We start from the raw sequence: 23,211 nt of genomic DNA, 5'->3' as shown, positions 1-23,211 counted from the left end.
AGCTTCCGCGGCCCGGTGGGCCGCACGTTCACGCCAGCGCGAGCAGTCCCGCGCCGAGCACCCGCCTTGATTCGGGCAGGTCCTCCGCCACCTCCGCCAGGGCCGAGAGACCGGCGTTCAGCACCGGTGGCGGGACCGAACGGGCGCCGAGCACGTCCCTGGTCCACCGGAGGAACCGCGCGAACAGCTCGTCGTCCCGGACGAACTGCGCCATCGCCGCGTGGTCGAGGATCCGGCCCAGATCGTCCACGGCGTGCCGCCGGTGGGTCGGCGGGTACGCCGCGATCGCGGGCCACTCCCCCGCGAGCCGCTCCCACGCCAGCTCCACCAGGGCGTCCCGCCGCTCCAGGAGCTCCCGCCACTCCGCCCCGGCGTCCAGCGGCGGGGCGGGGCGGACCACACCGGGCAGCTCCGCGAGCGAGGTCATCCCGGACCGCGCGTCCGGCGCCCACCCGGTCGCTCCCAGGTACCGCGCGTAGCGGTCGTCCGGGCCGAACCCGGCGCCCCCGGCCAGCACCGGGATCCCCTGCGACCGGACGGCCTCGATCGCGACCCGCGCCTGCGGCAGCGAGGTGGCCAGCGAGCAGGACACCGCGACGGCGTCCGGCCCGGTCTCGGTGAGGAAGGAGGCCAGGTGGTCGGCGGGCAACGACGCCCCGAGGAACGTCACGTCCCAGCCCCGGGTGCGCGCGATCTCGGCGAACAACCGGGCAGGCAACCCGTGCCACTCGCCCTCCGCGCAGCAGACCACCAGCGAACCCGCCGACGCGGGGACGTCGATCCGCGTCCCGGCCGCCGCCATCGCCCGCTCGCTGATCGCGGTGGCGGCGTGCTCCTGCGCCACGGTCCACTCGTTGCGGGCCCACCTGCGGCCCACCTCGGCCTGCGCGGGCGCGATCAGGTCGAGCAGCACCGCCTCGACCGGGGTCCCCGCGTCCAGCGCGTCGTGGACGAGGGCGAGCACGCGCGGCTCGCGGAGGGTGCTCAGCGCCGCCAGGTACTGCCCGTAGCGCGCCGACACGCCCGGATCGAGCGTGGTCATCAGCGGTGGTCCTCCTCGTCCGCGGAATCCAGGACGGCCTGGATCGCCAGCACCGCGACGTCATCGTGCCCGGCCCCGCGCAGGAACTCGAACACGTCGTGCTCGACGTAGGCGGTGGTGGCCGCGGCGGGCAACCCGCGGCACTCCCGGAGCAGGCGCAGCAGCCGATCGGTGCCGTAGAACTCCCCCGCCGGGTTCCGGGCCTCGGTCACGCCGTCGGTGTAGAGCACCATCGTCCCGCCCGGTTCGAGGACCACCTCGACCTCGGTGAACCTGGCCTGCCCCAGGGCTCCGACCAGCACCCCGTGCTCGACGACCTCCCACGGCTCCCGGTCTCCCGCGTCGAGCACCACGGGTCGCGGATGCCCGCCGTTGGCGAGCCGGATCAGCAACCCGCCGTCGGGACGCACCGCGATGTCCCCCGTCACGAGGGTGACGAACCGCGTCGTGCGTTCGGCCCGGATCACCCTGTTGAGCAGGTCCAGCCGCGCCGCGGGACCGATCCCGAGCAGGGAGGCGGTGTGCAGCACGTGCCGCGTCTGCCCGCTGAGCACCGCGGCCTCCACTCCCTTGCCGCAGACGTCGCCCAGCGCGAAGGACCACCCGCTCGCCGTCGCGGTGACCTCGTAGAAGTCGCCGCCGATGCGGTCGCGTTCGACGGCGGGCCGGAAGGCGGCGGCGAGCTGGACGCCGTCGATCATCGGCAGCGCCCGCTGGGTCAGCGAGTTCCGGAGCGTGTCGGCGTGGCGGCCGCGGCGCTGGTGCAGCACGGCCGCCTGCAAGCTGCTCCCCAGCTGCTCGGCGAAGGAGGCGAGCACGTCGTGGTCGGCGGACTCGGGCACCTCCGCGATGAGCGTGCCGAAGGGGGCGTCGAAGGTGCGCAGCTCGAAGGTGTCGACCGGCTCCGCCCAGCCCGGGAGCGGGTTCTCGTCCCGGTCCCGCCCGGTGAGCCGGATCTGCCGGCGGTCGCCGCGCTCGGCGCGCACCGGGCTCGGCGAGAACCGCTGCGCCCGCGCGCTGCCGACCTGGGCGAGCAGGAAGTTCTGGTCCCCGTGGTCGACCGCGACGGCGCAGCGCGGGATGCCGAACTCCGCCAGGAGGTCGAGCGCGGTGCGCAGCAACCGCTCCACGTTGAGCGCGCTGCCGAGCAGCCGCCCGGCGTTCGCCAGCAGCGCGAGGCGCGAGCGCTCCGCCAGCAGCTCCGCCTCCCGCTTCCGCTGGACGGCGACGTCCCGCAGGTACCAGGCGTGGAAACCGTCCGCCAAGGCGCGGGTGTGCACCTCCAGGTGCTTCCTGCCGGGACCGCCGCCGTCCGGGTCGGCCGGTCCGGCCGGCCCCGCGCGGACCCCGGTGAGCGGTTCCCCCACCGCGAGCTCGGGCAGCACTTCCCCGGCGGGCGCGTTCCACCAGCGGACGTGGCCGTCCGGGCCGGTGAGCACGACGGCGTCGGAGGTGCCGTCGAGCAGGGCCGCGAGCAGGGCCGATCCGAGGTCGGGCTCGGGCGCCGCGGCCGGGGAGCGAGCGTCCGGCACGAGCTGTCCTCCCGGGGCAAGGGTCATGCGCACCGCCGTATCGTGCTGGTCCCCCGTCCGAACTCGGGCACCGCTCCTCGCCTGCGTGCGGCGGAACCGCTGTTCAGCGCCCCGGTGCCGGCGCCGGCCGGGCACGTCGCCGCGGCCCCTGCGATTACACTCACCGCGGCCGTCCGGACCGGGGTGTTCGCAGGTCCGCAGAAGTTTGCCATAGGGCAACAATAGACCCTGCGTCGATCCGGGCCGAAAGAACGTTCGGGACGAAGCGAGAAGAAGCACATGACCACCGACGCCAACGACGAGCGGAGCATCGGCGCGGAGACCGCGCTCCGACCCACCGGCGAGATCGACTTCGAGTCGGCCCCGCGCTTCGAGGAGCGGATGCGGGCGCGGCTCGACCTCGCGGACGGCGACGTGGTCGTCGATCTCACCGAGGTCCCCTTCATCGACTCCTCCGGGCTCGCCGTGCTGGTGCGCGCGCACCAGCGGGCCTCCGCCCAGCACCGCCGGGTGCTGCTGACCGGGGTCGGTCCCTCGATCCGGCGGACGTTCGACATCACCGGGCTCACCGGAGTGCTCCACCTGGCCGATCGCCCCAGCCGCTGAGTCGCGAAATTCCGCACGAACGGGTTTGTTCCCGCCCCGAGTGGGTATGCAGATCCACGGCGACCTTCGCGACGTCGAACGCGGCCGGCTCGCCCCGCCCGGAACGTCCGGCGGCGCTCGCGCGACCCCAGGCGCGGCGAGCAGGCACGAGAGGCGCAGTCATGATCGCTGAGCAAGCGCTCGGTCACCGAACCGGGCAGGCCACCCCGCTGCTGCTCGACGTCGATCAGCCGGCACCCGACGTGATCGTGGTCACCGTACGCGGTCTGGTGGACTCCAGCACGGTCGGCTCGCTGGAGGACGTGCTGTGGCCCCGGTTGGCGGCCTTCGACGGCACGACGGTGGTCGACCTCACCGAGTCGGAGCCGCTCGAGGTGCCCGGCTTGCAGCTGCTGACCCAGGCGTACATGCGAACCCAGGCCCGCGGGGTCGGGCTGCGCGTGGTCGTGGCGACCCCCGAGGTCCGCGACGGCCTCCGGGCAGCGGGCCTGGAGGTGCTGCTGGACATCCGGCCGACCGTGCGCGACGCGCTGAACACCGGCGCCGGCGTCCCCGCCCCCGCCTGAGCCACCCCCACCACGGTCCCCGCAACTGCCGGGACCGCCCGCGAACCCCGGAGCCAGCCATGATCTCGACCCCTTGGGAAATCGCGGCGGCGCTGCTCGCCGGGCTCGCCTGCGCGGCGTTCGTGCTGCGCGCGCGCCTGCGACCGACCCGCTCGCCCGTGGAGCGGCGCCCGCCGCCTCCCGAGCAGCCGGAGCCCCGCACCCCCGCGGTGGGCGAGGCGGCGGCATGAGCGCGCCGGGAGCCGGTCCGGACGAGCTCGACGCGCTGCCGGAGCTGTCGATGCGGGTCGAGCAGGCGGGCGCGGCGGCCGTGCTGTCCGTCGCCGGGGAGATCGACATGATCACCGCGCCGGGCTTCCAGGAGACCCTGACCGGACTGGTCGACGACCACCCCGCCGGGCTGGTCGTGGACCTGACGCGGGTGCGGTTCTTCGCCTCGGCCGGGTTGTCCGCGCTGGTCGCCGCGCACGAGCGGGCGGGCCGGGGCGCCGGGGTCGTGCTTCGGGTGGTCGCCTCGGAGTCGACCGCGCAGCCGCTGCGGATCACCGCGCTCGACCGGCGGATGCCGGTGCACCGCTCGGTCGAGGACGCGCTCGCCGCGTTCGACCGCGCCGCCGCCGCCGGAGGGCGGGAAGCCTGATCACCCGATCTCGTCGACCGCCGGAGCCCGGTCGGCGGGGAACACCACCCGGCGCGGGAGCGGACCAGGCACACTCGACCCATGTCCCCGATGCGAGGAGTCCGAGGAACGTGGCCCACCGTGAACCAGTGCCCGCAGAGATGATCACCGAGCTCGACGCGGCGGCCCAGGCGCTGTTCGTCGTCTGGGGGCTCAGCGCGGAGCGCGCGCGGCCGAAGGTCTCGGCGTCCCAGCTGCGCGCGCTGCTCGTCGTCGAGCAGCGCGGCACCGTCAGCCTCACGGAGCTGGCCGACGAGATCGGCGCCATTCCCTCCGCGGCCAGCAGGCTCTGCGACCGGCTGCAAGCCGCTGGGTGGTTGGTGCGCGGCACCGGGGAGTCCGACCGCCGCGCGATCTCGCTGCGGTTGACGCCGGACGGCGCGCGGTTGCTGGACGGGCTCCGGCAGGAGCGGCGCACCGACCTGAACGCGGTGCTGACCGGCATGAGCGCCCGGCACCGCGCCCAGCTGCTCTCCGGGCTCAGCGCGTTCCGCGCGGCCGCCGAACACCCGGTGCAGCGGTTCGAGACCGCGTGAACGGCCCGCCGCGCTGATCGCGGCGGGACGTGCGACGGCGGTGCGCCCGGCGCCCGGCGCTCCCGGCCGCACCGCCCGACGGGCGCGGGCGCTCCATTCCCCGGGCGCTGCCGAGCGCCCGCTGCCCGGCTCGCCGCGCGGCCGGTTCGCGGGCGGGCGATCAGAGCCCGCCGGTGGCGTAGTGCGCGCGACAGGAACCGTCCTCGTCGTAGTCGGTGGCGATCTCCAGCAGTTCCGACTCCCCCACCGGCAGCAGCGCGGAGCTGTAGTTCGGGCAGGGCTCGTCGCGCGCGCCCGGCACCTCGACGGGCGCGGGGACCGCGACCGGTGTACCCGAACCCGGCTCCGCGGTCACGAACAGGGTGGCGCCGTTGCCGTCCGCCACGACGCCGTCCGGGTGCTTGAGCTCCTGGCCGACGGTGACGACCTCGCCGCCCGGCAGGACGGTGATCTTCGGTGCGTGCGCGAAGAACCGCCCGTCCCCGAGCTCCAGCAGCGCGCCGTCCGCGGCCGGGTCGCCCCAGTCCGCGCCGTCGGCGGAGATCCGGAAGTGCGCCGCGCAGTCGTGCGCGTCCCCGGTGCCGCAGATCTCGTAGGACAGGTAGTAGCGCCCGTCCGGCAGCGGGCGCACCACGGCCATCCCCGGCCGCCGACCCGCCTCCGGCACCTGGACCACGGGTTCCGGCTCGCTCCAGTTCACGCCGTCGCGGGAGGTGGTGCGGTGCAGCGCCTGGCTGTGGCCGGGCTCGTTCTCGTCGGCGTAGTAGCAGCTCAGCGTGCCGGTGGCGTCGACGGCGAGCTCGGGTTCCCACATTCCGCCGGTCCCCGCCCCGGTCGCGCAGGTCGACTGGGAGGACCAGGTGCGGCCGCGGTCCTGGCTCTGGAAGACGGGTAGCCGCATCCGCCGGTCGGCCTCCTCGGCTCCGACGCTCGCCGACCACAGCAGCGTGCCGGCGGGCAGGTCCCCGACCCGGCTCGGCAGCTCCAGCAGGCTGCCGCAGCAGAGCCCGCCCGCGAAGCCGGGGTCGGTGACGCGGCCCACCTCGGTGAAGGTGGCGCCCTCGTCGGTGCTCTCGTAGACGGGTGCGGAACCGCCGTCGGGGCCGAAGCTCACGGTCGCCGCCAGCACCGCGCCGTTCGCCGCGCCCTGGTGCCGCAGCCGCAGCGCGGTCGGGTAGTACCCGACGTCCTCGGACAGCGGCGTGCCGGTCGCGGCGAGCCCCGCGTCCCGTTCCGCTCCCGCACCGGTAGCTGATCCGGTCCCCGCCGCTGAGCCGGGCAGCGCCAAGGCCACCAGCGCACCGCACAGCACGAGCGCTCCCGGCTTCGCTCGCCGCATCGGTTTCCCTTCCGCACGGGCGCGGGCCGCCCGCCGCTGGGTGATCGGGGGAAGTCTGCCCGGTGGCGGCGCCTCCCGGTAACCGCCGCCGGAGTGGCAACCGTTGAACCGAACGTGACCGTCCCGCCGGACTCGCGAGAGTTCACCCACGATCGTGGTTTGTTTCCCCGGTACCGGGGTAGCGGAGAGTACGAGAGCCGGTGATCGAGCGGGCGCACCGCCGGGATCCGGGAGGCATTACCGAAGGAGGACGAGCATGGGCACGATCCTGTGGATCATCGCGGCGCTGCTGGTGATCGGCGGCGTCCTGTCGCTGGTGCGAGGCCAGTTCGTGTGGGGCGCGGTGCTGATCGTCGTCGGCTGCCTCGTCGGCCCCGGCGGCGTCAGCCTGTTCGCCTGACCGACGTCCGGAACCGGCGAGGAGAGGAGACCGGCATGGCGAAGAACGGCGATGAGGGTCGCGCGTCCCGCGAGAGCGAGCCCGACCTCGACGTGCGCGACGTGACCGGAGCCCTGGAGCGGGCCCGGATCGCGGCCGCCGACCTCAAACCGAAGGACGCGGCGGTGTACTGGGCGCTGCGCGCGCAGACCGGCGCGATCCTGGAGCTGCGGGACGCCCTGGCCGGGGAGCAGCCGCGGGCGCGCGGGCGTCGGAGGTTCCTCCGGCGGAAGGACTCCTGACGGCTGGGCCGGGGACGCGCCATCAGGACGACGCGGATCCGGCCCACCCGGCCCCGTCGGGGAAGCGGTAGCGGGCCAGCGATTCCGGGTGAACGCGGGCGCTGTACCCCGGGCTCTCCGGCGGCAGGTAGCGGCCGTCGCGGAGCCGGACGGGATCGGCGAAGTGCTCGTGCAGGTGGTCCACGTACTCCACGACCCGCCCGTCCAGCGCACCGCTCACCGCGACGTAGTCGAAGATCGACAGGTGTTGCACGAGCTCGCACAGCCCCACTCCCCCGGCGTGCGGGCAGACCGGCACCCCGCGCGCGGCCGCCAGCAGCAGCACCGCCACCGCCTCGTTCACCCCGGCGAGGCGGCAGGCGTCGAGCTGGCAGACGCCGAGCGCCCCGGCCTGCAGGAACTGCTTGAACATCACCGCGTTGTGCGCGTGCTCCCCGGTGGCGACCAGGGTGGGGGCGATCGCGCGCTGGATCGCGGCGTGGCCCAGCACGTCGTCGGGGCTGGTGGGCTCCTCGAACCAGTGCACGTCGAGCCCGGCGAGCGCGCGGTGCCAGCGGATCGCCTCGGACACCCCGAGCGCCTGGTTCGCGTCGATCATCAGCCGCCGGTGCGGGCCCAGCTCCTCGCGCACGATGCGGCAGCGCCGCTGGTCCTCGTGCAGGTCGGCGCCGACCTTCACCTTCACCGCGTCCCACCCGGCCGCGACCGCCTCCCGGCACAGCCGCCGCAGCTTGTCGTCGTCGTAGCCGAGCCAGCCCGCGCTCGTGGTGTAGGCCGGGTAACCGGCCGCGCGCACGTGCCGCTCCCGGTCCGCCCGGCCGGGTTCGGCGCGGCGGAGCAGCTCCAGCGCCGCCTGCGGGGTCAGCTCGTCGCGCAGGTAGCGCCAGTCCACCAGGTCCACCAGCCGTTCCGGGGGCATGTCGGCGAGCAGCTTCCACACCGGTTTGCCGGCGATCTTCGCCGCGAGGTCCCAGGCCGCGTTGAGCACGGCCGCCGTCGCCAGGTGCAGCACGCCCTTGTCCGGGCCGAGCCAGCGCAGCTGGCTGTCGGCGGCGAGGTGGCGGGCGAAACCGCCGAGGTCCTCGGCGAGTTCCTCGACCGACCAGGTCAGCGCCCGCCGGGCCAGCACCTCGATCGCGGCGACCACGAGCTCGTTGCCCCGGCCGATGGTGAAGGTGAACCCGTGCCCCTCGTCGACGCGCGGGTGATCGGTGCGCAGCACCACGTAGGCGGCCGAGTAGTCCGGGGCGGGGTTCATCGCGTCGGACCCGTCGAGCTCCCGCGAGGTGGGGAAGCGAAGATCGACGGTCTCGACGTCCACGATGCGGCTCATCGGCGGCTCCCCCGGCTCGGCGGCGATCCGATCCCGAACCCACCAGAGAGCGAGGCCCGCCGCAAGAGGCCCTCGCTCAAGATTCGCCCGTGTGGACGCGAGCCCGAGAGCGGGAACCGGCCTCCTCGCCGCCGGCACGCGGTCCCGGAGCGGCGTCGGCGGCGCCCCCGCGGCGGGACAGCTCCCCGCCGAGCGGTCAGCGCCTGCCGGGAGCGAACTCCGCCAGGCCGAACAGGTCGTACAACCGCTGCTGCACCGCGCCGCGCTCGGTGATCACGCGGCGGGTGCGCGGACGACCGCCGGTGGAGGGGTAGCGCAGCTCGGTCTCCTGGATGCCGCCGAGCTGCTCGAACAGCTCGCGCACCGACAGGTCCAGTCCGGCCCGGTTGGCCTCGTGCCGCATCAGGTGCAGCACCACCACCGCCAGCACCGAGATCGTCCGCTGCACCGCCGCGCGCTCCGGATCGTCGACCGGAGGTGGGGCGCCGAGCCTGGCGAAGGTGGAGTCCAGGTGGTAGCGGGCGCGGTACGCGGTGATCACGTCGGCGGCCGGCCAGGAGTCCCGGTCGGTGACCAGCAGCTGCTTGCCGAAGAACTCCTCCGCCACCCGGGCTCGGGCGGTCTCGTCGAGGTGCCAGCGCAGCCGCAGCTCACCGGGCGTCGAGCCGTGCAGCGAGGTCACCAGCACCCGCTCCAGCCAGCGCACCCGGGTGATCCCGGAGATCTCGGCGAGCACGTGGTCGCGGGAACGCCGGTTGCCGCCCGCCGCCAGCACCTCGGCCAGCCCGTCTAGCCGCCGCGCCGCCTGTCCCAGCGCCTCGGCGAACGCGCGCGCTTGCGCAGCGCGCAGCGTCTCGGAGTGGGTGAGGATCACCCGCCGCCGCACCCCGTCCACCAGCGCGCGGGTGTCCAGCGCCGTCAGCCCCGGCAGCCGCGTCGGATCCACGGGGCGCCGCGCGGTCGCCGGCTGCGCCAGCAGCTCCGGGTGGTCGCCGGGCAGCAGGCCGCCGACGAAGCCGAGCCCGGAGCCGGGGCGCGGCCGCGCGTGGGTCCCCGCGTCGTGCACGACGGTGACCTCGTCGGTCCTCCCGGGAGCCCGGTGCTGCCCGGTCAAGCGCTCCGCCAGCACCCCGCGGGGCGCGCTCCCCTCCTCCGCGCCCAGCTGGGCCCGGGTCAGCAGCGGGATCGCGCCGTCCCGGCTCACCAGGGCGCCGAGCCCGGACGGCTCCCCGGCCGCCGGGAGCGCGGTGCCGGGCAGGTCCACGACCAGGGCGGGCAGCTCTCCCCCGGAGCTCAGCTCGGACCGCACCGCCGCCGCGACCCCGCGCTCCACCGCCGCGCGCTGCCCCGGACCGAGGCGGCGCAGCGCGCGCCGGAACCGGCCCCGCTCCCACACCCGCGCGTCGGGCCGGGGCGAGATCAGGCGGGCGACGTCCGGCCACCACTCGGCGGGCTCGCCCCGGCCCGGCGCCCCTCCCGAGGTGGCGCGGTGCAGCACGGCCAGCGCCACGCAGGTGCCGGCGGAGACCGCGGCCCGCTGCCTGCCCACCGCCGCGTCCACCACGCCCGCCAGGTCGAGCCGCCGGATCGTGGCCCACACCGCGGCGACCTCGCCGAAGGGCAGGTGCCGGGTGCGCTCGGGTTCGGCGGCCAGCCCGTCGGCGGCGGCCACGAGGTCCTCGGCGGTGCCGAGGTAGCGCTGCGCGACGATGCGCGGCTCGCCCCGCACCCGGCGGGACTCCGCCGCGTAGTAGTAGGTCCGCCCGTTCACCCGCTTGCCGATGATCGAGGCCATGCTTTGGGTACTACACCCCGCTGGCCGGCCCGGCAACCGGATGTGACGCTCTGATCAGCGCGAACCCGACCACCGAATGCGCGCGGCGGGGCCGCAGCGTTCGCGCGGTGGCGACTCGTGGCGCCGTCCGCTTAGCGTTCCGGCATGGCTTCCGATGAGGTTCCCACCACCGCGACCGCTCCGACGGCCTCCGCGATGCGCCGCGCCCTCGCCCGCGCGCGCGACGGCAAGGCGCTGGACCGCGACGAGGTCACCGTGCTGCTGCAGGCCAGGGACGCCGACCTGGAGCGGCTCGCCGGGTACGCGGCCCGCACCCGCGACGCGGGCCTGAGCGGGGTGGGCCGGGACGGGGTCATCACCTACAGCCGCAAGGTGTTCATCCCGCTGACCAGGCTCTGCCGGGACCGCTGCGGTTACTGCACCTTCGTGACCGTGCCCGGTCGCGTCGACTCGCCCTACCTCTCCCCGGACGAAGTGCTCGACATCGCCCGCGAAGGTGCCGCGATGGGGTGCAAGGAGGCGCTGTTCACCCTCGGGGACCGCCCGGAAGACCGCTGGACGGCGGCCCGCGAGTGGCTCGACGCGCACGGCTACGACGACACCCTGTCCTACGTCCGGGCGATGGCGATCCGGGTGCTGGAGGAGACCGGGCTGCTGCCGCACCTGAACCCCGGGGTGATGAGCTGGCAGGAGCTGCAGCGGCTGAAGCCGGTGGCGCCCTCGATGGGCATGATGCTGGAGACCACGGCGAGCAGGCTGTTCACCGAGAAGGGCGGCCCGCACTACGGCTCCCCCGACAAGGACCCGCAGGTGCGGCTCCGGGTGCTCGACGACGCGGGCCGCAGCGCGGTCCCGTTCACCACCGGCATCCTCATCGGCATCGGCGAGGACCACGGCGAGCGCGCCGACGCGATCTTCGCGATCCGCCGGGCGGCCCGCGCCTACGGCGGGATCCAGGAGGTGATCGTGCAGAACTTCCGCGCCAAACCGGACACCAAGATGCGCGCCACCCCGGACGCGGACCTGCAGGAGCTCGCCGCCACCATCGCGGTCACCCGGCTGGTGCTGGGGCCGAAGATGCGGGTGCAGGCGCCGCCGAACCTCATCGGTGACGAGTACGCCCTGATGATCCGCGCAGGCATCGACGACTGGGGCGGGGTGTCGCCGCTGACCCCGGATCACGTGAACCCGGAGCGGGCCTGGCCGCAGATCGAGGAGCTGGAGCGGCTCACCGCCGACGCCGGGTTCCGGCTGCGCGAGCGGCTCACGATCTACCCGGAGTACGTGCGGGCCGGGGAGCCGTGGCTCGATCCGAGGCTGCACGCGCACGTCGCGGCGCTCGCCGAGCCCGAGACCGGCCTGGCGCGCGAGGGCGTGACGCCGAGCGGCATCGGCTGGCAGGAGCCCGACGGCGGCTGGCAGCAGGCCGCGGGCGGGCGCACCGACCTGCACGTGGAGGTGGACACCACCGGCCGCACCGGGGACCGGCGCGGCGACTTCGACTCGGTCTACGGCGACTGGGACGAGCTGGCCGAGCGGGTGCCGACCGCCCCCGAGCGCGCCGACGCCGACGTGCGGGCGGCGCTGCGCCGCGCCGAGCGGGACCCGGCGGGGTTGTCCGACGAGGACGCGCTCGCGCTGCTGCACGCCGAGGGCGCCGACCTGGACGCGGTCACCGAGCTGGCCGACGGGCTGCGCCGGGACGCGGTCGGCGACGAGGTCACCTTCATCGTCACGCGGAACATCAACTTCACCAACGTCTGCTACACCGGCTGCCGGTTCTGCGCGTTCGCGCAGCGCCGGACCGATGCCGACGCCTACACGCTGTCGCTGGAGCAGGTCGGCGACCGGGTGGACCAGGCGTGGGAGGCGGGGGCCACCGAGATCTGCATGCAGGGCGGCATCCACCCGGACATGCCGGGCACCGCCTACTTCGACCTCGCCGCCGAGGTCAAGCGCCGGCGCCCGGACATCCACCTGCACTCCTACAGCCCGATGGAGGTCGTCAACGGCGCCTCGCGGACCGATCTGTCCATCCGGGACTGGTTGACCCGCGCGCGCGAGTCCGGTGTGGACTCGTTGCCCGGCACCGCCGCGGAGATCCTCGACGACGACGTGCGCTGGGTGCTCACCAAGGGGAAGCTGCCGACCTCGTCCTGGACCGAGGTGATCGGCACCGCGCACGAGCTGGGAATCCCGACCACCTCCACGATGATGTACGGGCACGTGGACACCCCGGCGCACTGGGTCGGGCACATCAAGCTCATCGCCGACCTGCAGCGGCGGGCCCTGGAGCGGACCGGGCGGCGCGGGTTCACCGAGTTCGTGCTGCTGCCGTTCATCCACCAGAACTCGCCGATCTACCTGGCGGGCCTCGCCCGCGCGGGAACGACGCCCCGGGAGAACCGGGCGGTGCACGCGGTCGCGCGGATCCTGCTGCACGGGCTGATCGACAACATCCAGTGCTCCTGGGTGAAGCTCGGCGTCGAGGGCTGCCGCGAAGTGCTGGCCGGCGGGGTCAACGACCTCGGCGGCACGCTGATGGAGGAGACGATCAGCCGGATGGCGGGGGCCGACAACGGTTCGTTCAAGACGATCAGCGAGCTGCGGGAGCTGGTGGACCCGACCGGCCGCCCGCTGCGCCAGCGCACCAGCCTCTACGGCACGCCGGACGCGGAGCGGATCGCGGCCGCGCACGCCAGCGACGGCGTCACGCCGGCCGTGCGCCGAGCGCTGCCCGTGGTGAGCTGATCCCGCTTCGCCGCGCGGGATTCCGCGTGGCGAGTTCTCGCCCCGATCCGGTCGCGGCGCGCCCCACGCGCGCCCCGGCCGTTCGGGACCTCCCACCGCGAGCGATCCGGTCGCGGTCCGCCCGAGCCGGTGGGCGGGTCGCGACCGAGCGCATCGCGGCTCCTCGCCGGCACCGCTCCCGACCGGGAGAACCGCTTCGGAACCGATTCCGACGACGAGCTCCGCCGAGTGAACAACACCGACGCCGAACGGGTCAAGATCGCACGCGGCGCTCGGCGCGAAGCTCCGTTCCCATTCACCGTCCGGGAATTCCCCGCCGTCGTGGCGGTCTTGACTTCCCGGCTCGGGCCCTCGAATCATGGGAGCGTTCTCACGAAGCAGCCGGGCCCCACGACTCCCCGGCCTCCGCGAGCAACGGCGAGCCGGACAGGTCCCCGCGCGGATCGTCGCAGCGGCGACGACCGCCGAACCCCGTCGGAAGGGCCCGCCGTGCCGCATCCCCTCCCGCGACGCCGAACGGCGTTCCCGGCGCGCCTCCGCGCGTCCCGGGCCAGCCGCCGCGCGGACCCGCGCCCACCACGTCGAGAGGAACCAGCGCGCCCGATCTCTCCCCCGGTCCCAGGATCCACCGGCGAGGGGCCCCACCGCCCCCGCCCCGTCAGACAGGCAGCAGCATGAACATCTTCGGCAGCACCGAGGCCCGCACCCGGCAGGCGGTGATGGCGCTGGCGACGGCGTCGGCCGTGGCCGCAGGGCTCGTCACCGTCACCGCCGCGGGGGCGGAGCCGCAGGCTCCCGCGCAGGCGGTGCGCGACACCGACCCGAAGAACCCGGACTTCGGCCCCAACACCTACATCGCCACCCCGTCCACTCCCGCGGACGAGTTGCAGGGTAAGCTCGACGAGATCGCCGAACGCCAGCACACCAACCAGTTCGGACCGGAGCGCGACGCCGTGCTGTTCCAGCCCGGCGAGTACTCCGCGGACGTCAACCTCGGCTTCAACACGCAGGTCGCCGGTCTGGGCATGTCGCCCGACGACGTGAACATCAACGGCCACGTGCGGGTCGAGGCGGACTGGCTGGGCGAGGGCAACGCGACGCAGAACTTCTGGCGCTCCGCCGAGAACCTCGCGGTCACGCCCCCTTCGGGCGAGATCGAGCGGTGGGCGGTCGCCCAGGCCGCTCCGTACCGCCGGATGCACATGCGCGGGCAGATGCAGCTGTGGAACGGCGCCGACGGTTGGGCCAGCGGCGGTTACATCGCGGACTCCAAGATCGACGGTCTGGTCGAGTCCGGTTCGCAGCAGCAGTTCCTCACCCGCAACAGCGAACTGGGCGGCGGCTGGTCGGGTTCGGTGTGGAACATGATGTTCACCGGCACGGTCGGCGCTCCCGAGCAGCACTTCCCGGACCCCTCGCACACCAACGTCCCGGAGACCCCGAAGCTGCGCGAGAAGCCGTTCCTGAACATCGGCGAGGACGGCGCCTACAACGTGTTCGTCCCCGCGCTGCGGGAGAACACCCGAGGGGTGAGCTGGGCGGACGGCACCCCCGAGGGCGAGCAGATCTCCCTGGCCGACTTCTACGTCGCCAAGGAGGGCGACGACGCGGCGACGATCAACGCGGCGCTGGCCGAGGGCAAGCACCTGCTGTTCACCCCCGGCGTCTACCACCTGGACGACACGATCCGGGTGGACGACCCGAACACCGTGGTGCTCGGCATCGGCATGGCCTCCCTGGTCCCCGACACCGGCAAGCCCGCCGTGTCGGTGGCCGACGTGGACGGCGTGAAGGTGGCCGGTCTGTTCATCGACGCCGGTGAGCAGAACTCGCCCGCGCTCATGACCCTCGGCGACGAGGACGCGGACGCGAGCCACGCCGAGAACCCGACGCAGCTCTCGGACGTCTTCTTCCGCATCGGCGGCCCCGGCGCGGGCAAGGCGACGACGACCCTGGACGTCAACAGCGACGACGTCCTGCTGGACCACTCCTGGCTCTGGCGCGCCGACCACGGCGACGGCGTCGGCTGGGACGTCAACACCGCCGAGACCGGGCTCGTCGTGGACGGCGACGACGTCACCGCGCACGGCCTGTTCGTCGAGCACTACCAGCAGCACAACGTGGTGTGGAACGGCAACGGCGGCCGCACCTACTTCTTCCAGAACGAGTTCCCCTACGACCCGCCGGACCAGGCGGCGTGGGGCGGCGACGGCGGCTGGGCGGCCTACAAGGTCGCCGACGACGTCACCGACCACGAGGCGTGGGGCCTGGGCAGCTACTGCTTCTTCGACACGAACCCCGCGGTGACCGCACCGCGTTCGTTCGAGGTGCCGGTGAACCCGGGCGTCAAGATGCACGACCTCGTGTCCGTCTCGCTGGGTGGCACGGGCACCATCGACAAGGTCATCAACGATCAGGGCGACACGGCGAACGCCGACAACCAGATCAGCTACGTTCCCGAGTACGGCGGCTGATCCGCCGGCCTCCGTCACCGGTGCCCCGGGTGCGCTCCGCGCCCGGGGCACCGTTGTCTCTGGCAGCGGCCGGATTCCCGGACGCCGGGCGGCAGGAGGCGCAAACTCCGGCGTGGTGCCGCGGCTCCTCGGCCGGGCGGGAAGTGCCAGGCGCCGGGCTGCTGCGTTCGGGCGACGGGGGCGAATTCCCCGCCGCGCCCGTGGGACGGTGATCGGTGCCGGCGGGACGTCCGCCGGTCACCGGATGCGTGATCGCTCGACGCGGGAGTCGGACGTGACGGGTTCTGGTCGTGGGACGGGAGTGCTGGACGCGGCGGTGCTGCGGGTGTTCGACGCGGCGGGCAGGGCGGTGGGGCTGGGGTTCCTGGTGGCCGACGGGCTGGCGCTGACCTGCGCGCACGTCGTGCCCGGCGGCGGGGTCGTGCCGCTCGGCCGCGCCGTGGAGGTCGATCTGCCGCTGCTGCGGCCGGACGCGCGGGTCGCGGCCCGGGTCGAGCTGTGGGTCCCGGCGCAGGTCGCCGCTGGGGACGTCGCGGTGCTGCGGATCGAGGGCGAGCTGCCGGGTGCCCGGCCGGTGCGGCTGATCGACGCCGACGAGCTGCGGGAGCACCCCGCGCGGATCTTCGGGCTGCCGGAGCGGAGTCCCGGCGGGGCCTGGCACCACGTGGTGCTGCGGCACCGGCGGGGCGACGGCTGGGTGCGGGCGGACCTGACCGGCCGGAGCTTCGCGGTCGCGCCGGGGTTCAGCGGCGGGCCGGTGTGGGACGACGAGCTCTCCGGGGTCGTCGGGATGATGGCGATGGCGGAGGCGGGCGACTCCCCGGTCAGCTACCTGCTCCCCACCTCCGGGCTGCTGGCGGTGTGGCCGGAGCTGGCGGAGTTCGCGCTGCCGCCCTCGCCGTTCCGGGGCCTGCGGCCGTTCCGCGAGTCGGACGCGGCGCTGTTCCACGGCAGGCGGGACGAGAGCGCCGAGGTGGCGCGGGCCGTCGCCGCGCACCGCTGGACGGCCCTGGTCGGACCGCCGGGTTGCGGGAAGTCCTCGCTGGCGCTGGCCGGGGTGGCGCCGCTGGTCCGGGAGGACGGCGGCTGCCCGGTGGCGATGCGGCCGGGGGGAGCCGCGACTCCGCTGCGCGCGCTGGCCTCGGCGCTGCTCCCGGTGCTGGAACCCGGGCTCGGCGAGACCGGGCGCCCGGCCGAGACCACCGCGCTGGCCGGAGTGCTGGCCGGGCAGGGCCTGAGCGGCGTCGCCGCGCGGGTCCTGGAGGTCCAGCGCCGCGAGCGGTTGCTGATCGTGGTGGACCAGTTCGAGGAACTGCTGACCCGCTCGCCCGACGAGATCGACGAGCTGGTGCGGGTGCTGTTCGACGCGCGCGCTCCGGACGAGGTGCGGGTGCTGTGCACGCTGCGGTCCGACCTCGTGACGCTGGTGCTGGCGCATCCCCGGCTCCGGCCGGTCGCGAGCGCCCGGGTCCGGGAGCTCGAACCGGTGCGCCCCGAACGGCTCCGGGAAGTCATCAGCAGACCGGTCGCCGACAGCCCCGGCGTGGACTACGAGCCGGACCTGGCCGAGCGCATCCGCACCGACGCCGGGGCCGATCCCGGCGCGCTCCCCCTGCTCGGCGTCGCCCTCGACCTGCTGTGGGAGCACCAGGAACGCGGGGTGCTCACCCACCGCCGGTACGAGGAGCTGGGCGGGGTGGCGGGCGCGCTGGGCCGCTACGCGGGCAGCGCCTGGCACGACCACGTCCCCGAGGCGGACGAGGCCGCGGCGGAGCGGCTGCTGGCGCGCCTGGTGCGGGCTCCTCGCGGTGCGGCCGCGACCCGGCGGATCGCCCGCCGCGAGGAGCTCGGCGAGCGGGAGTGGGCGATCGCGCGGCGGCTCGCCGCGACGCGGCTGCTGGTGCTGCGCGGCGGCGAACCCCCGGACGGCGTGGAGCTCGCGCACGAGGTGCTGATCAGCGGGTGGGGCCGGCTGGCCGACCGGATCCACCAGGACCGGTCCTTCCGGGACTGGCGGGATTCCCTCCGCCGCGCTCTCGATCGCTGGGAGCGGGCGGGGCGCCCTCCGGACCTGCTGCCGACCGGCGGCGCGCTGGCCGCCGCGCGGTGCTGGCTCCCGGCGCGGGAGCGGGAGCTCGGCGACGCCGAGCGGGAATTCCTGCGGCGGGCCCGCGCGCACCGGAGCGCCCTGACCCGGCGGCGACGGATCCTGGTGTCCGCGCTGCTGCTGGTGCTGGTGCTCGCGCTCCTGCTGGCGGCGGCGAGCCTCGTGCGCGCCGGAGACGACCGGGGCGGTGCGGCCGCCGCCCCGGCGCCGCCGGTGGCGACCGCGCCGGGCGGCGCCCCCTCGGCCCGGCCTCCGGACCCGCGCCGCGCCTAACCTGGGCCGCGGAAGATCGGATCGAGGGGCGAGGAGCGGGATGGGATCGAGGAGCCTGCTGGTGGTCGACGACGAACCCACCGTGCGGGAGCTGCTGGCGGCGACGCTGCGCTTCGCCGGGTTCCGGGTGACGGCCGCCGCGACCGGCGAGGAGGCGCTGCGCGCGGCGGTGCACGAGCGGCCGGACCTGGTGCTGCTGGACGTGATGCTGCCCGACCTGGACGGGTTCGAGGTGCTGCGCCGGTTGCAGGAGCGGGGCGGGCAGGTCCCGGTCCTGTTCCTCACCGCCCGGGACGCGCCCAGGGACAAGGTGCGGGGCCTGACGCTGGGCGGGGACGACTACGTGACCAAGCCCTTCGACCCCGAGGAGCTGATCGCCCGCATCCACGCGGTGCTGCGCCGCTCGGGACACGCGGCGGCCTCCCGGACGATGACCGTGGCGGATCTGGAGATCGATCCGGACAGCCACCAGGTGCTGCGCGGGGAGGAGCAGATCCGCTTGTCCCCCACGGAGTTCCGGCTGCTGACCTACCTGGTGCGCAACTCCGGGCAGGTGGTCTCCAAGCGGCAGATCCTCGACGAGGTGTGGCAGTACGACTTCGGCGGTGATCCGAGCATCGTGGACACCTACATCAGCTACCTGCGACGCAAGGTGGACCGGGTCGAGCCGAAGCTGATCCACACCGTGCACGGCGTGGGTTACGTGCTGCGCGGGCCGCGCTCGTGATGGCCCGGCTCTCGCTGCGCACCCGGGTGCTGCTGATCGCGATCGGGTTGCTGACGACCGGGCTGGCCGCCGGGAGCGCCGTGATGATCGGGGCGCTGGAGCGCGATCTCGTCGGCAGGCTCGACGCGCAGCTGGTGGCGACCTCGCGCGCTGGCATGGAGGTCTACCGGATGCCCGATCCGGAGCGCCCCGGTGAGCCGCTCGCCGGGATGGGAGTGGTGGCGGTGCGGGACAACTTCGCGCTGCCCGGATCCACCACCTATTCCGCGCACCTCGGGCGGGACGGCGCGATCACCGGGGAGCGGCGGACCGGTGGGGCGCCGCCGCGCCCGCGGCTCGCCGGGGCCACCGCCACCGAGCGACCGGTGGACGTGCCGAGCCGGTCGGGGCCGCAGCGCTGGCGGCTGCTCGCGCTGCCCTCCTCGGACGGGCTGACGATCACCGCGATCTCGCGGGCGGAGGTGGACGACACCGTCGGCCGGCTGCGCGCCGTGGCCGCGGGCACCGGCGCCGCGCTGCTGGCCGCGCTCACCGCGGTCGGGTGGTTCGCGGTGCGCGCCGGACTGCGGCCGCTGCGCCGGATCGAGGAGACCTCGGCCGCGATCGCCGCGGGCGATCTCGGCAGCCGGGTCCCGGATTCGGGCGGACCGCGCACCGAGATCGGACGGGTCTCGCGCGCGCTCAACGCGATGCTCGGCCGCAACGAGGCCGCGTTCAACGCCCGCGCCGAGTCGGAGGCGCGGATGCGCCGCTTCGTGGCGGACGCCAGCCACGAGCTGCGCACCCCGCTGGCCGGGATCAAGGGATTCAGCAAGCTGCACCGGATGGGCGCGCTGCCCCCGGGCGTGGACGCGATGTCCCGGATCGAGCAGGAGTCCGACCGGCTGGAACGACTCGTGGAGGACCTGCTGCTGCTGGCGCGGCTCGACGAGCGGCTCACGCTGCAACTGGCCCCGATGGACCTGCGGACGCTGGCCGCCGACGCCCTGCACGACGTGCACGCGCTCGACCCCTCCCGGCCCGCCGAGCTCACCGGCCCCGGCGGCGGCCCGCCCGCGGCCGCGCCCGCGCTGGCCGACGAGGAGCGGTTGCGGCAGGTCGTGACCAACCTCGTGGGCAACGCCGTCCGGCACACCCCGCCGGGCACCCCGGTGCGGATCGGCGTCGGCTCGGCAGGCGGGTTCGCGGTGCTGGAGGTCGCCGACGAGGGCCCCGGGCTCGACGCCGCGCAGGCGGAGCGGGTGTTCCAGCGGTTCTACCGCGCCGACGACTCGCGCAGCCGTTCCAGCGGCGGTTCCGGCCTGGGCCTGGCGATCGTGCGGTCGCTGGTCGAGGCGCACGGCGGGCGGATCGAGCTGGACACCCGCCCCGGTGCCGGCGCGCGGTTCCGGGTGCTGCTGCCCGCCCCGGCGGAGTGATCCCGCAGGAGTTCCTGGGAGTTCCCCGGGAGATCTCCTCGCCTTCGGCGTCGCCCGCCGGTCCGATCTGGACGAACCCGGTGCGGCTCCCAGGAATCTCCCAGATCCTCCCCGAATTCACCGAGATCGACCGGTCAACCTGAACGTGTTCGCTTCCACGAGGAAAGGAAATCCCATGCGGCTCAACACCATCCGGCGCGCCACGGCGATCGCGGGGCTGGCCCTGGTTCCGGCGCTGGCCTTCGGCGCCGCCGCGCAGGCCTCCCCCGCTGCCGCCCCGCAGCCGACCACCGCCGCCGCCGCCGAGCAGGCGCCGACCGTGCGCGAGCCGATCGCCGAGATCGGCACGGTCTCCCAGATCGGCAACGTCGAGACGCCGGACGGCCCGATCGTCACCTTCAAGTTCGCGCCCGAGGGCCCCTGGTGGGTCATCGGCGCGGACACCGAGGTGCTCAAGGACGGCGAGGTCGTGTCGCCGCAGGAGCTGCGGGAGGGTGACCAGGTCACCGCCGAGGGCGAGCTGGACGGCGAGTTCGTCGACGCGGCCAGCGTCGAGATCGGCTGACCGGGCCGGGCCGCGGAGGGACGCCGGGTCCCTCCGCGGCCTCCGGCTAGGGCTTGCGTGCGACGCCGGCGAAGCACACCGCGTGCTGCGGGTTCTCCGCGGCGAACTCGTCCACGTCGGTCAGGTCGGAGCGCCACTCCGAGGTGAACGCCACGCCCGGGTCGATCAGCTCCCAGCCGGTGAAGAACCGGCGGAACTCCAGCTCGTCGCGGGCGGTGAACCCGGGGTTCTGGGTGTCCTTGTAGGAGTCGATGAACTCCAGCGTCTGCGTGCGCACCGGTTCGGCGACCCCGTCCACGGTGGCGTGGCTGAGGGCCAGGCGGCTGCCCGAGGGCAGCGCGTCCTTGTACTGCTCCAGCGCGGCCTCGGGGTGCTGATCACCGGGGATGAAGTGCAGCAGCGCCACCGCGAGCAGCCCGACGGGCCGGGAGAGGTCCAGCAGCTCGCGGGTCACCGGGGCGTCCAGCACGGACTCGGGACACAGGAAATCCCCTTGCACCGCGCCGGTTCCGGGAACGCCGGCCAGCAGCTCCCTGGTCTGCACGTAGGCGACCGGCTCGTTGTCCGCGTAGACCACGCGGGCGTCCGGGTTCACCTGGTGCGCGATCTCGTGGGTGTTGCCCGCAGTGGGCAGTCCCGCTCCGATGTCGAGGAACTGGTCGATGCCGTCCGCTGCCATCGTCTGCACCGCGCGCCGCAGGAAGGTGCGGTTCCAGCGCGCCACGTCCGCGATGTGCGGCAGCGTTCTCTTGGCGCGCGCGACGAAGGCCCGGTCCGCGGCGAAGTTGTGCGCTCCACCCAGGTAAGCGTCGTAGACGCGGGCCGCGCTGGGCAGCTCCACGTCCACGCCGAGCTCCCGCCACCTGTCTTGATCACCAGCCATTCACCCAAAGTAGTGATCACCGGGAGTGGCGACAACCTTCCGATCGCGTGACCCGGGGCGCCGGGAGCGACCGGTCCACCGCGGTGACCTGGCCAATCCCGATCTCGCTCGGGGTCCGCGTAATCAAGCTCACCCACCGGTTCCCGCTCCCGGGACCACCGGAGCGGGTCGCGCCCCGGCCGCCCGCACCCGACCGGCCCGCGCGGTCCCGCCCCGCCGGGCCACTCACCGTCAGGAACCGGCGGCCGAGCTCTCGGCTTGGCGTTCCAGACCGCTGCGGGTGCTCAGCGGGATCTCCCGGATGCCGAGCACGGCGAGCAGCGAGATCACCGACAGCGCTGCCGCGATCACGAAGATGCTCGCGGTGCCGTCGCCGTAGGCGCCGCGCACCACCTCGCCCAGTTGCGGCGGGAGTTCGTTGAGGCTGCCCAGCCCGACGTCACCGGTGGCGCCCGGGGGGACCTGGACGCCGAGCGCGGCCAGCCCCTTCGCGATCAGGTCGGTGACCTCGGTGGCCAGCACGGCGCCGAGCACCGACACCCCGACCGTGCCGCCCAGCGAGCGGAAGAACGACACCGCGGAGCTCGCCGCGCCCAGGTCGGAGGGGGCGACGGTGTTCTGCACCGCCAGCACCAGGTTCTGCATCGTCATGCCCGTCCCGCAGCCGAGCAGGAACAGGTAGCCGCCCATCAGCACCAGGTTCGTGGTGTGGTCGACGGTCCCCAGCAGACCGAACCCGGCGACCATGAACGCGCTGCCCGCCACCAGGTAGCCCTTCCAGCGGCCGTAGCGGGTGATCAGCACCCCGGATCCCGTGGAAGCGATCATCGAACCGGCCACCATCGGCAGCGTGAGCAGTCCGGCCGCCGTGGGCGAGTAACCGCGCGCCACCTGGAAGTACTGGCCCAGGAAGACCGCGCCGCCGAACATGGCGGTGCCGACCGCGATGCTGGCCAGCGTGGCCAGCGCGGTGGTGCGGTCGCGGAACAGCCGCAGCGGGATGATGGGCTCCGGGACCCGCGCCTCGACCACGATCGCCAGCGCCAGCAGCACCACGCCGAACCCGGCCAGCGACCAGGACTCCGCGGAGCCCCAGGCGAACTGCTTGCCCGCCAGCGTCACCCAGATCAGCATCGCGCACACGCCGCCGGCGATGAGCGCGGCGCCGAGGTAGTCCACCCGCACCTTCCGCGTGACCACCGGGATGTTCAGCGTCCGCTGCACCACGACCAGCGCGACCACGGCCAGCGGGACCCCGGCGAAGAAGCACCAGCGCCAGCCGAGCCAGCTGGTGTCCACGATGAACCCGCCCAGCAGCGGTCCGGCCACGGTGGCCACCGACATCACGGCCGCGATCGGACCGGTGTACTTCCCGCGCTCCCGAGGGCTGATCATCGCGGCGATCACGATCACGATCAGCGCCTGCACACCGCCGAGCCCGAGGCCCTGCACCGCTCGCCAGGCGATCAGCAGGCTCACCGAACCGGCGAACCCGGCACCGATCGAACCGAGGGTGAACACGGCGATGGACAGCTGCACCAGCAGCTTCTTGCTGAACAGGTCGGCGAGCTTGCCCCAGATCGGGGTGCTCGCGGTCGAGGCCAGCAGCGTCGCGGTGACCACCCAGGTGTACTGGTCCTGGCTGCCGTGCAGCTCGGTGATGATCGTCGGCAGCGCGGTGGAGACGATGGTCGAGGACAGGAAGGCCGTCATCATCGCCAGCAACATGCCGGTGAGCGCCTTGAGGATCTGGGAGTGCGTCATGCGGCCGCTCTCCTCGGCCGTCGACTCCGGGCCGGGCGCGCTGCCGGGCGCGTCCGCGTTGCTGGTGGGCACGAAGGCTCTCCTGCCGGGAACGGGTGGATCCTCCGGGGCCGCGCGGAATGCCCCCGCCACCGCGCGCC

Annotated in this window: 20 protein-coding genes; 13 read left to right on the top strand and 7 right to left on the bottom strand. The window is 74.4% G+C overall.

What is annotated here, in order from left to right:
- Positions 1-28: 28 nt before the first annotated feature.
- Positions 29-1,042, bottom strand: coding sequence for a cobalamin B12-binding domain-containing protein (locus tag ACL03H_RS03870; RefSeq protein ID WP_412809663.1), 1,014 nt, complete (start codon positions 1,040-1,042; stop codon positions 29-31).
- Positions 1,042-2,601, bottom strand: coding sequence for a PP2C family protein-serine/threonine phosphatase (locus ACL03H_RS03865; RefSeq protein ID WP_412809662.1), 1,560 nt, complete (start codon positions 2,599-2,601; stop codon positions 1,042-1,044). The genes ACL03H_RS03870 and ACL03H_RS03865 overlap by 1 nt, the downstream gene beginning before the upstream one ends.
- Before the next feature lie 252 nt (positions 2,602-2,853).
- On the opposite strand from ACL03H_RS03865, the gene ACL03H_RS03860 reads away from it, so the two are divergent.
- The 5 genes from ACL03H_RS03860 to ACL03H_RS03840 all read left to right on the top strand — a co-directional run bounded on the left by ACL03H_RS03860 (position 2,854) and on the right by ACL03H_RS03840 (position 4,961).
- A complete protein-coding gene (locus ACL03H_RS03860) occupies positions 2,854-3,180 on the top strand; it encodes an STAS domain-containing protein (RefSeq protein ID WP_412809661.1) in 327 nt (108 codons plus the stop codon).
- A gap of 161 nt (positions 3,181-3,341) precedes the next feature.
- On the top strand, positions 3,342-3,746 hold the full coding sequence (locus ACL03H_RS03855; protein ID WP_412809660.1) for an STAS domain-containing protein: 405 nt from the start codon (positions 3,342-3,344) through the stop codon (positions 3,744-3,746).
- Positions 3,747-3,805: 59 nt separating this feature from the next.
- Positions 3,806-3,976 carry a hypothetical protein gene (locus ACL03H_RS03850; RefSeq protein WP_412809659.1) on the top strand — a complete coding sequence of 57 codons (171 nt, stop codon included), beginning with the start codon at positions 3,806-3,808 and terminating at the stop codon, positions 3,974-3,976.
- Positions 3,973-4,386: an STAS domain-containing protein gene (locus ACL03H_RS03845; RefSeq protein ID WP_412809658.1), complete on the top strand. Its 414-nt coding sequence runs from the start codon at positions 3,973-3,975 to the stop codon at positions 4,384-4,386. The genes ACL03H_RS03850 and ACL03H_RS03845 overlap by 4 nt, the downstream gene beginning before the upstream one ends.
- A gap of 128 nt (positions 4,387-4,514) precedes the next feature.
- Positions 4,515-4,961, top strand: a complete 447-nt coding sequence (locus ACL03H_RS03840) for a MarR family winged helix-turn-helix transcriptional regulator (RefSeq protein WP_412809657.1) — start codon at positions 4,515-4,517, stop codon at positions 4,959-4,961.
- Between the two features lie 160 nt (positions 4,962-5,121).
- Here the strand turns inward: ACL03H_RS03840 and ACL03H_RS03835 are convergent, their stop codons facing one another.
- Positions 5,122-6,300, bottom strand: a complete 1,179-nt coding sequence (locus tag ACL03H_RS03835; RefSeq protein ID WP_412809656.1) for a sialidase family protein — start codon at positions 6,298-6,300, stop codon at positions 5,122-5,124.
- 256 nt (positions 6,301-6,556) lie between these two features.
- On the opposite strand from ACL03H_RS03835, the gene ACL03H_RS03830 reads away from it, so the two are divergent.
- Positions 6,557-6,700 carry a GPGG-motif small membrane protein gene (locus tag ACL03H_RS03830; RefSeq protein ID WP_412809655.1) on the top strand — a complete coding sequence of 48 codons (144 nt, stop codon included), beginning with the start codon at positions 6,557-6,559 and terminating at the stop codon, positions 6,698-6,700.
- Between the two features lie 35 nt (positions 6,701-6,735).
- Positions 6,736-6,981, top strand: a complete 246-nt coding sequence (locus tag ACL03H_RS03825; protein ID WP_412809654.1) for a hypothetical protein — start codon at positions 6,736-6,738, stop codon at positions 6,979-6,981.
- Positions 6,982-7,003: 22 nt separating this feature from the next.
- Here ACL03H_RS03825 and ACL03H_RS03820 read toward each other — a convergent pair whose 3' ends face one another.
- Positions 7,004-8,314, bottom strand: coding sequence for an enolase C-terminal domain-like protein (locus ACL03H_RS03820; protein WP_412809653.1), 1,311 nt, complete (start codon positions 8,312-8,314; stop codon positions 7,004-7,006).
- A 196-nt stretch (positions 8,315-8,510) separates the two neighbouring features.
- Positions 8,511-10,109: an IS1634 family transposase gene (locus tag ACL03H_RS03815; RefSeq protein ID WP_412809652.1), complete on the bottom strand. Its 1,599-nt coding sequence runs from the start codon at positions 10,107-10,109 to the stop codon at positions 8,511-8,513.
- Positions 10,110-10,253: 144 nt separating this feature from the next.
- Between ACL03H_RS03815 and ACL03H_RS03810 the strand changes: the two genes are divergently transcribed.
- The 6 genes from ACL03H_RS03810 (at position 10,254) to ACL03H_RS03785 (ending at position 20,424) form a co-directional block, all read left to right on the top strand.
- The gene (locus ACL03H_RS03810) at positions 10,254-12,860 is read left to right on the top strand and encodes a bifunctional FO biosynthesis protein CofGH (RefSeq protein WP_412809651.1); all 2,607 of its coding nucleotides are present in this window, start codon (positions 10,254-10,256) and stop codon (positions 12,858-12,860) included.
- Positions 12,861-13,534: 674 nt separating this feature from the next.
- A complete protein-coding gene (locus ACL03H_RS03805) occupies positions 13,535-15,334 on the top strand; it encodes a sialidase (protein ID WP_412809650.1) in 1,800 nt (599 codons plus the stop codon).
- Between the two features lie 274 nt (positions 15,335-15,608).
- Positions 15,609-17,714 carry an nSTAND1 domain-containing NTPase gene (locus ACL03H_RS03800; RefSeq protein ID WP_412809649.1) on the top strand — a complete coding sequence of 702 codons (2,106 nt, stop codon included), beginning with the start codon at positions 15,609-15,611 and terminating at the stop codon, positions 17,712-17,714.
- Between the two features lie 40 nt (positions 17,715-17,754).
- The gene (locus ACL03H_RS03795) at positions 17,755-18,441 is read left to right on the top strand and encodes a response regulator transcription factor (protein WP_412809648.1); all 687 of its coding nucleotides are present in this window, start codon (positions 17,755-17,757) and stop codon (positions 18,439-18,441) included.
- A complete protein-coding gene (locus ACL03H_RS03790; RefSeq protein WP_412809647.1) occupies positions 18,441-19,859 on the top strand; it encodes a sensor histidine kinase in 1,419 nt (472 codons plus the stop codon). Before ACL03H_RS03795 ends, ACL03H_RS03790 begins: the two co-directional genes overlap by 1 nt.
- 175 nt (positions 19,860-20,034) lie before the next feature.
- Positions 20,035-20,424 (top strand): hypothetical protein, encoded by a 390-nt coding sequence (locus ACL03H_RS03785; RefSeq protein ID WP_412809646.1) that lies wholly within the window; start codon positions 20,035-20,037, stop codon positions 20,422-20,424.
- Between the two features lie 46 nt (positions 20,425-20,470).
- Here ACL03H_RS03785 and ACL03H_RS03780 read toward each other — a convergent pair whose 3' ends face one another.
- Together ACL03H_RS03780 and ACL03H_RS03775 are read right to left on the bottom strand one after the other, a co-directional pair.
- Positions 20,471-21,307: an SAM-dependent methyltransferase gene (locus ACL03H_RS03780; protein WP_412809645.1), complete on the bottom strand. Its 837-nt coding sequence runs from the start codon at positions 21,305-21,307 to the stop codon at positions 20,471-20,473.
- Between the two features lie 231 nt (positions 21,308-21,538).
- Positions 21,539-23,143 (bottom strand): MDR family MFS transporter, encoded by a 1,605-nt coding sequence (locus tag ACL03H_RS03775; protein ID WP_459561766.1) that lies wholly within the window; start codon positions 23,141-23,143, stop codon positions 21,539-21,541.
- Positions 23,144-23,211 lie beyond the last annotated feature (68 nt).

Origin of the sequence: Saccharopolyspora antibiotica, from assembly GCF_047200635.1 — a bacterium.
Taxonomy (GTDB): Bacteria; Actinomycetota; Actinomycetes; order Mycobacteriales; family Pseudonocardiaceae; genus Saccharopolyspora_C.
The sequence above is the reverse complement of the archived record's forward strand: the minus strand, read 5'-3'. Positions and strand labels throughout refer to the sequence as shown.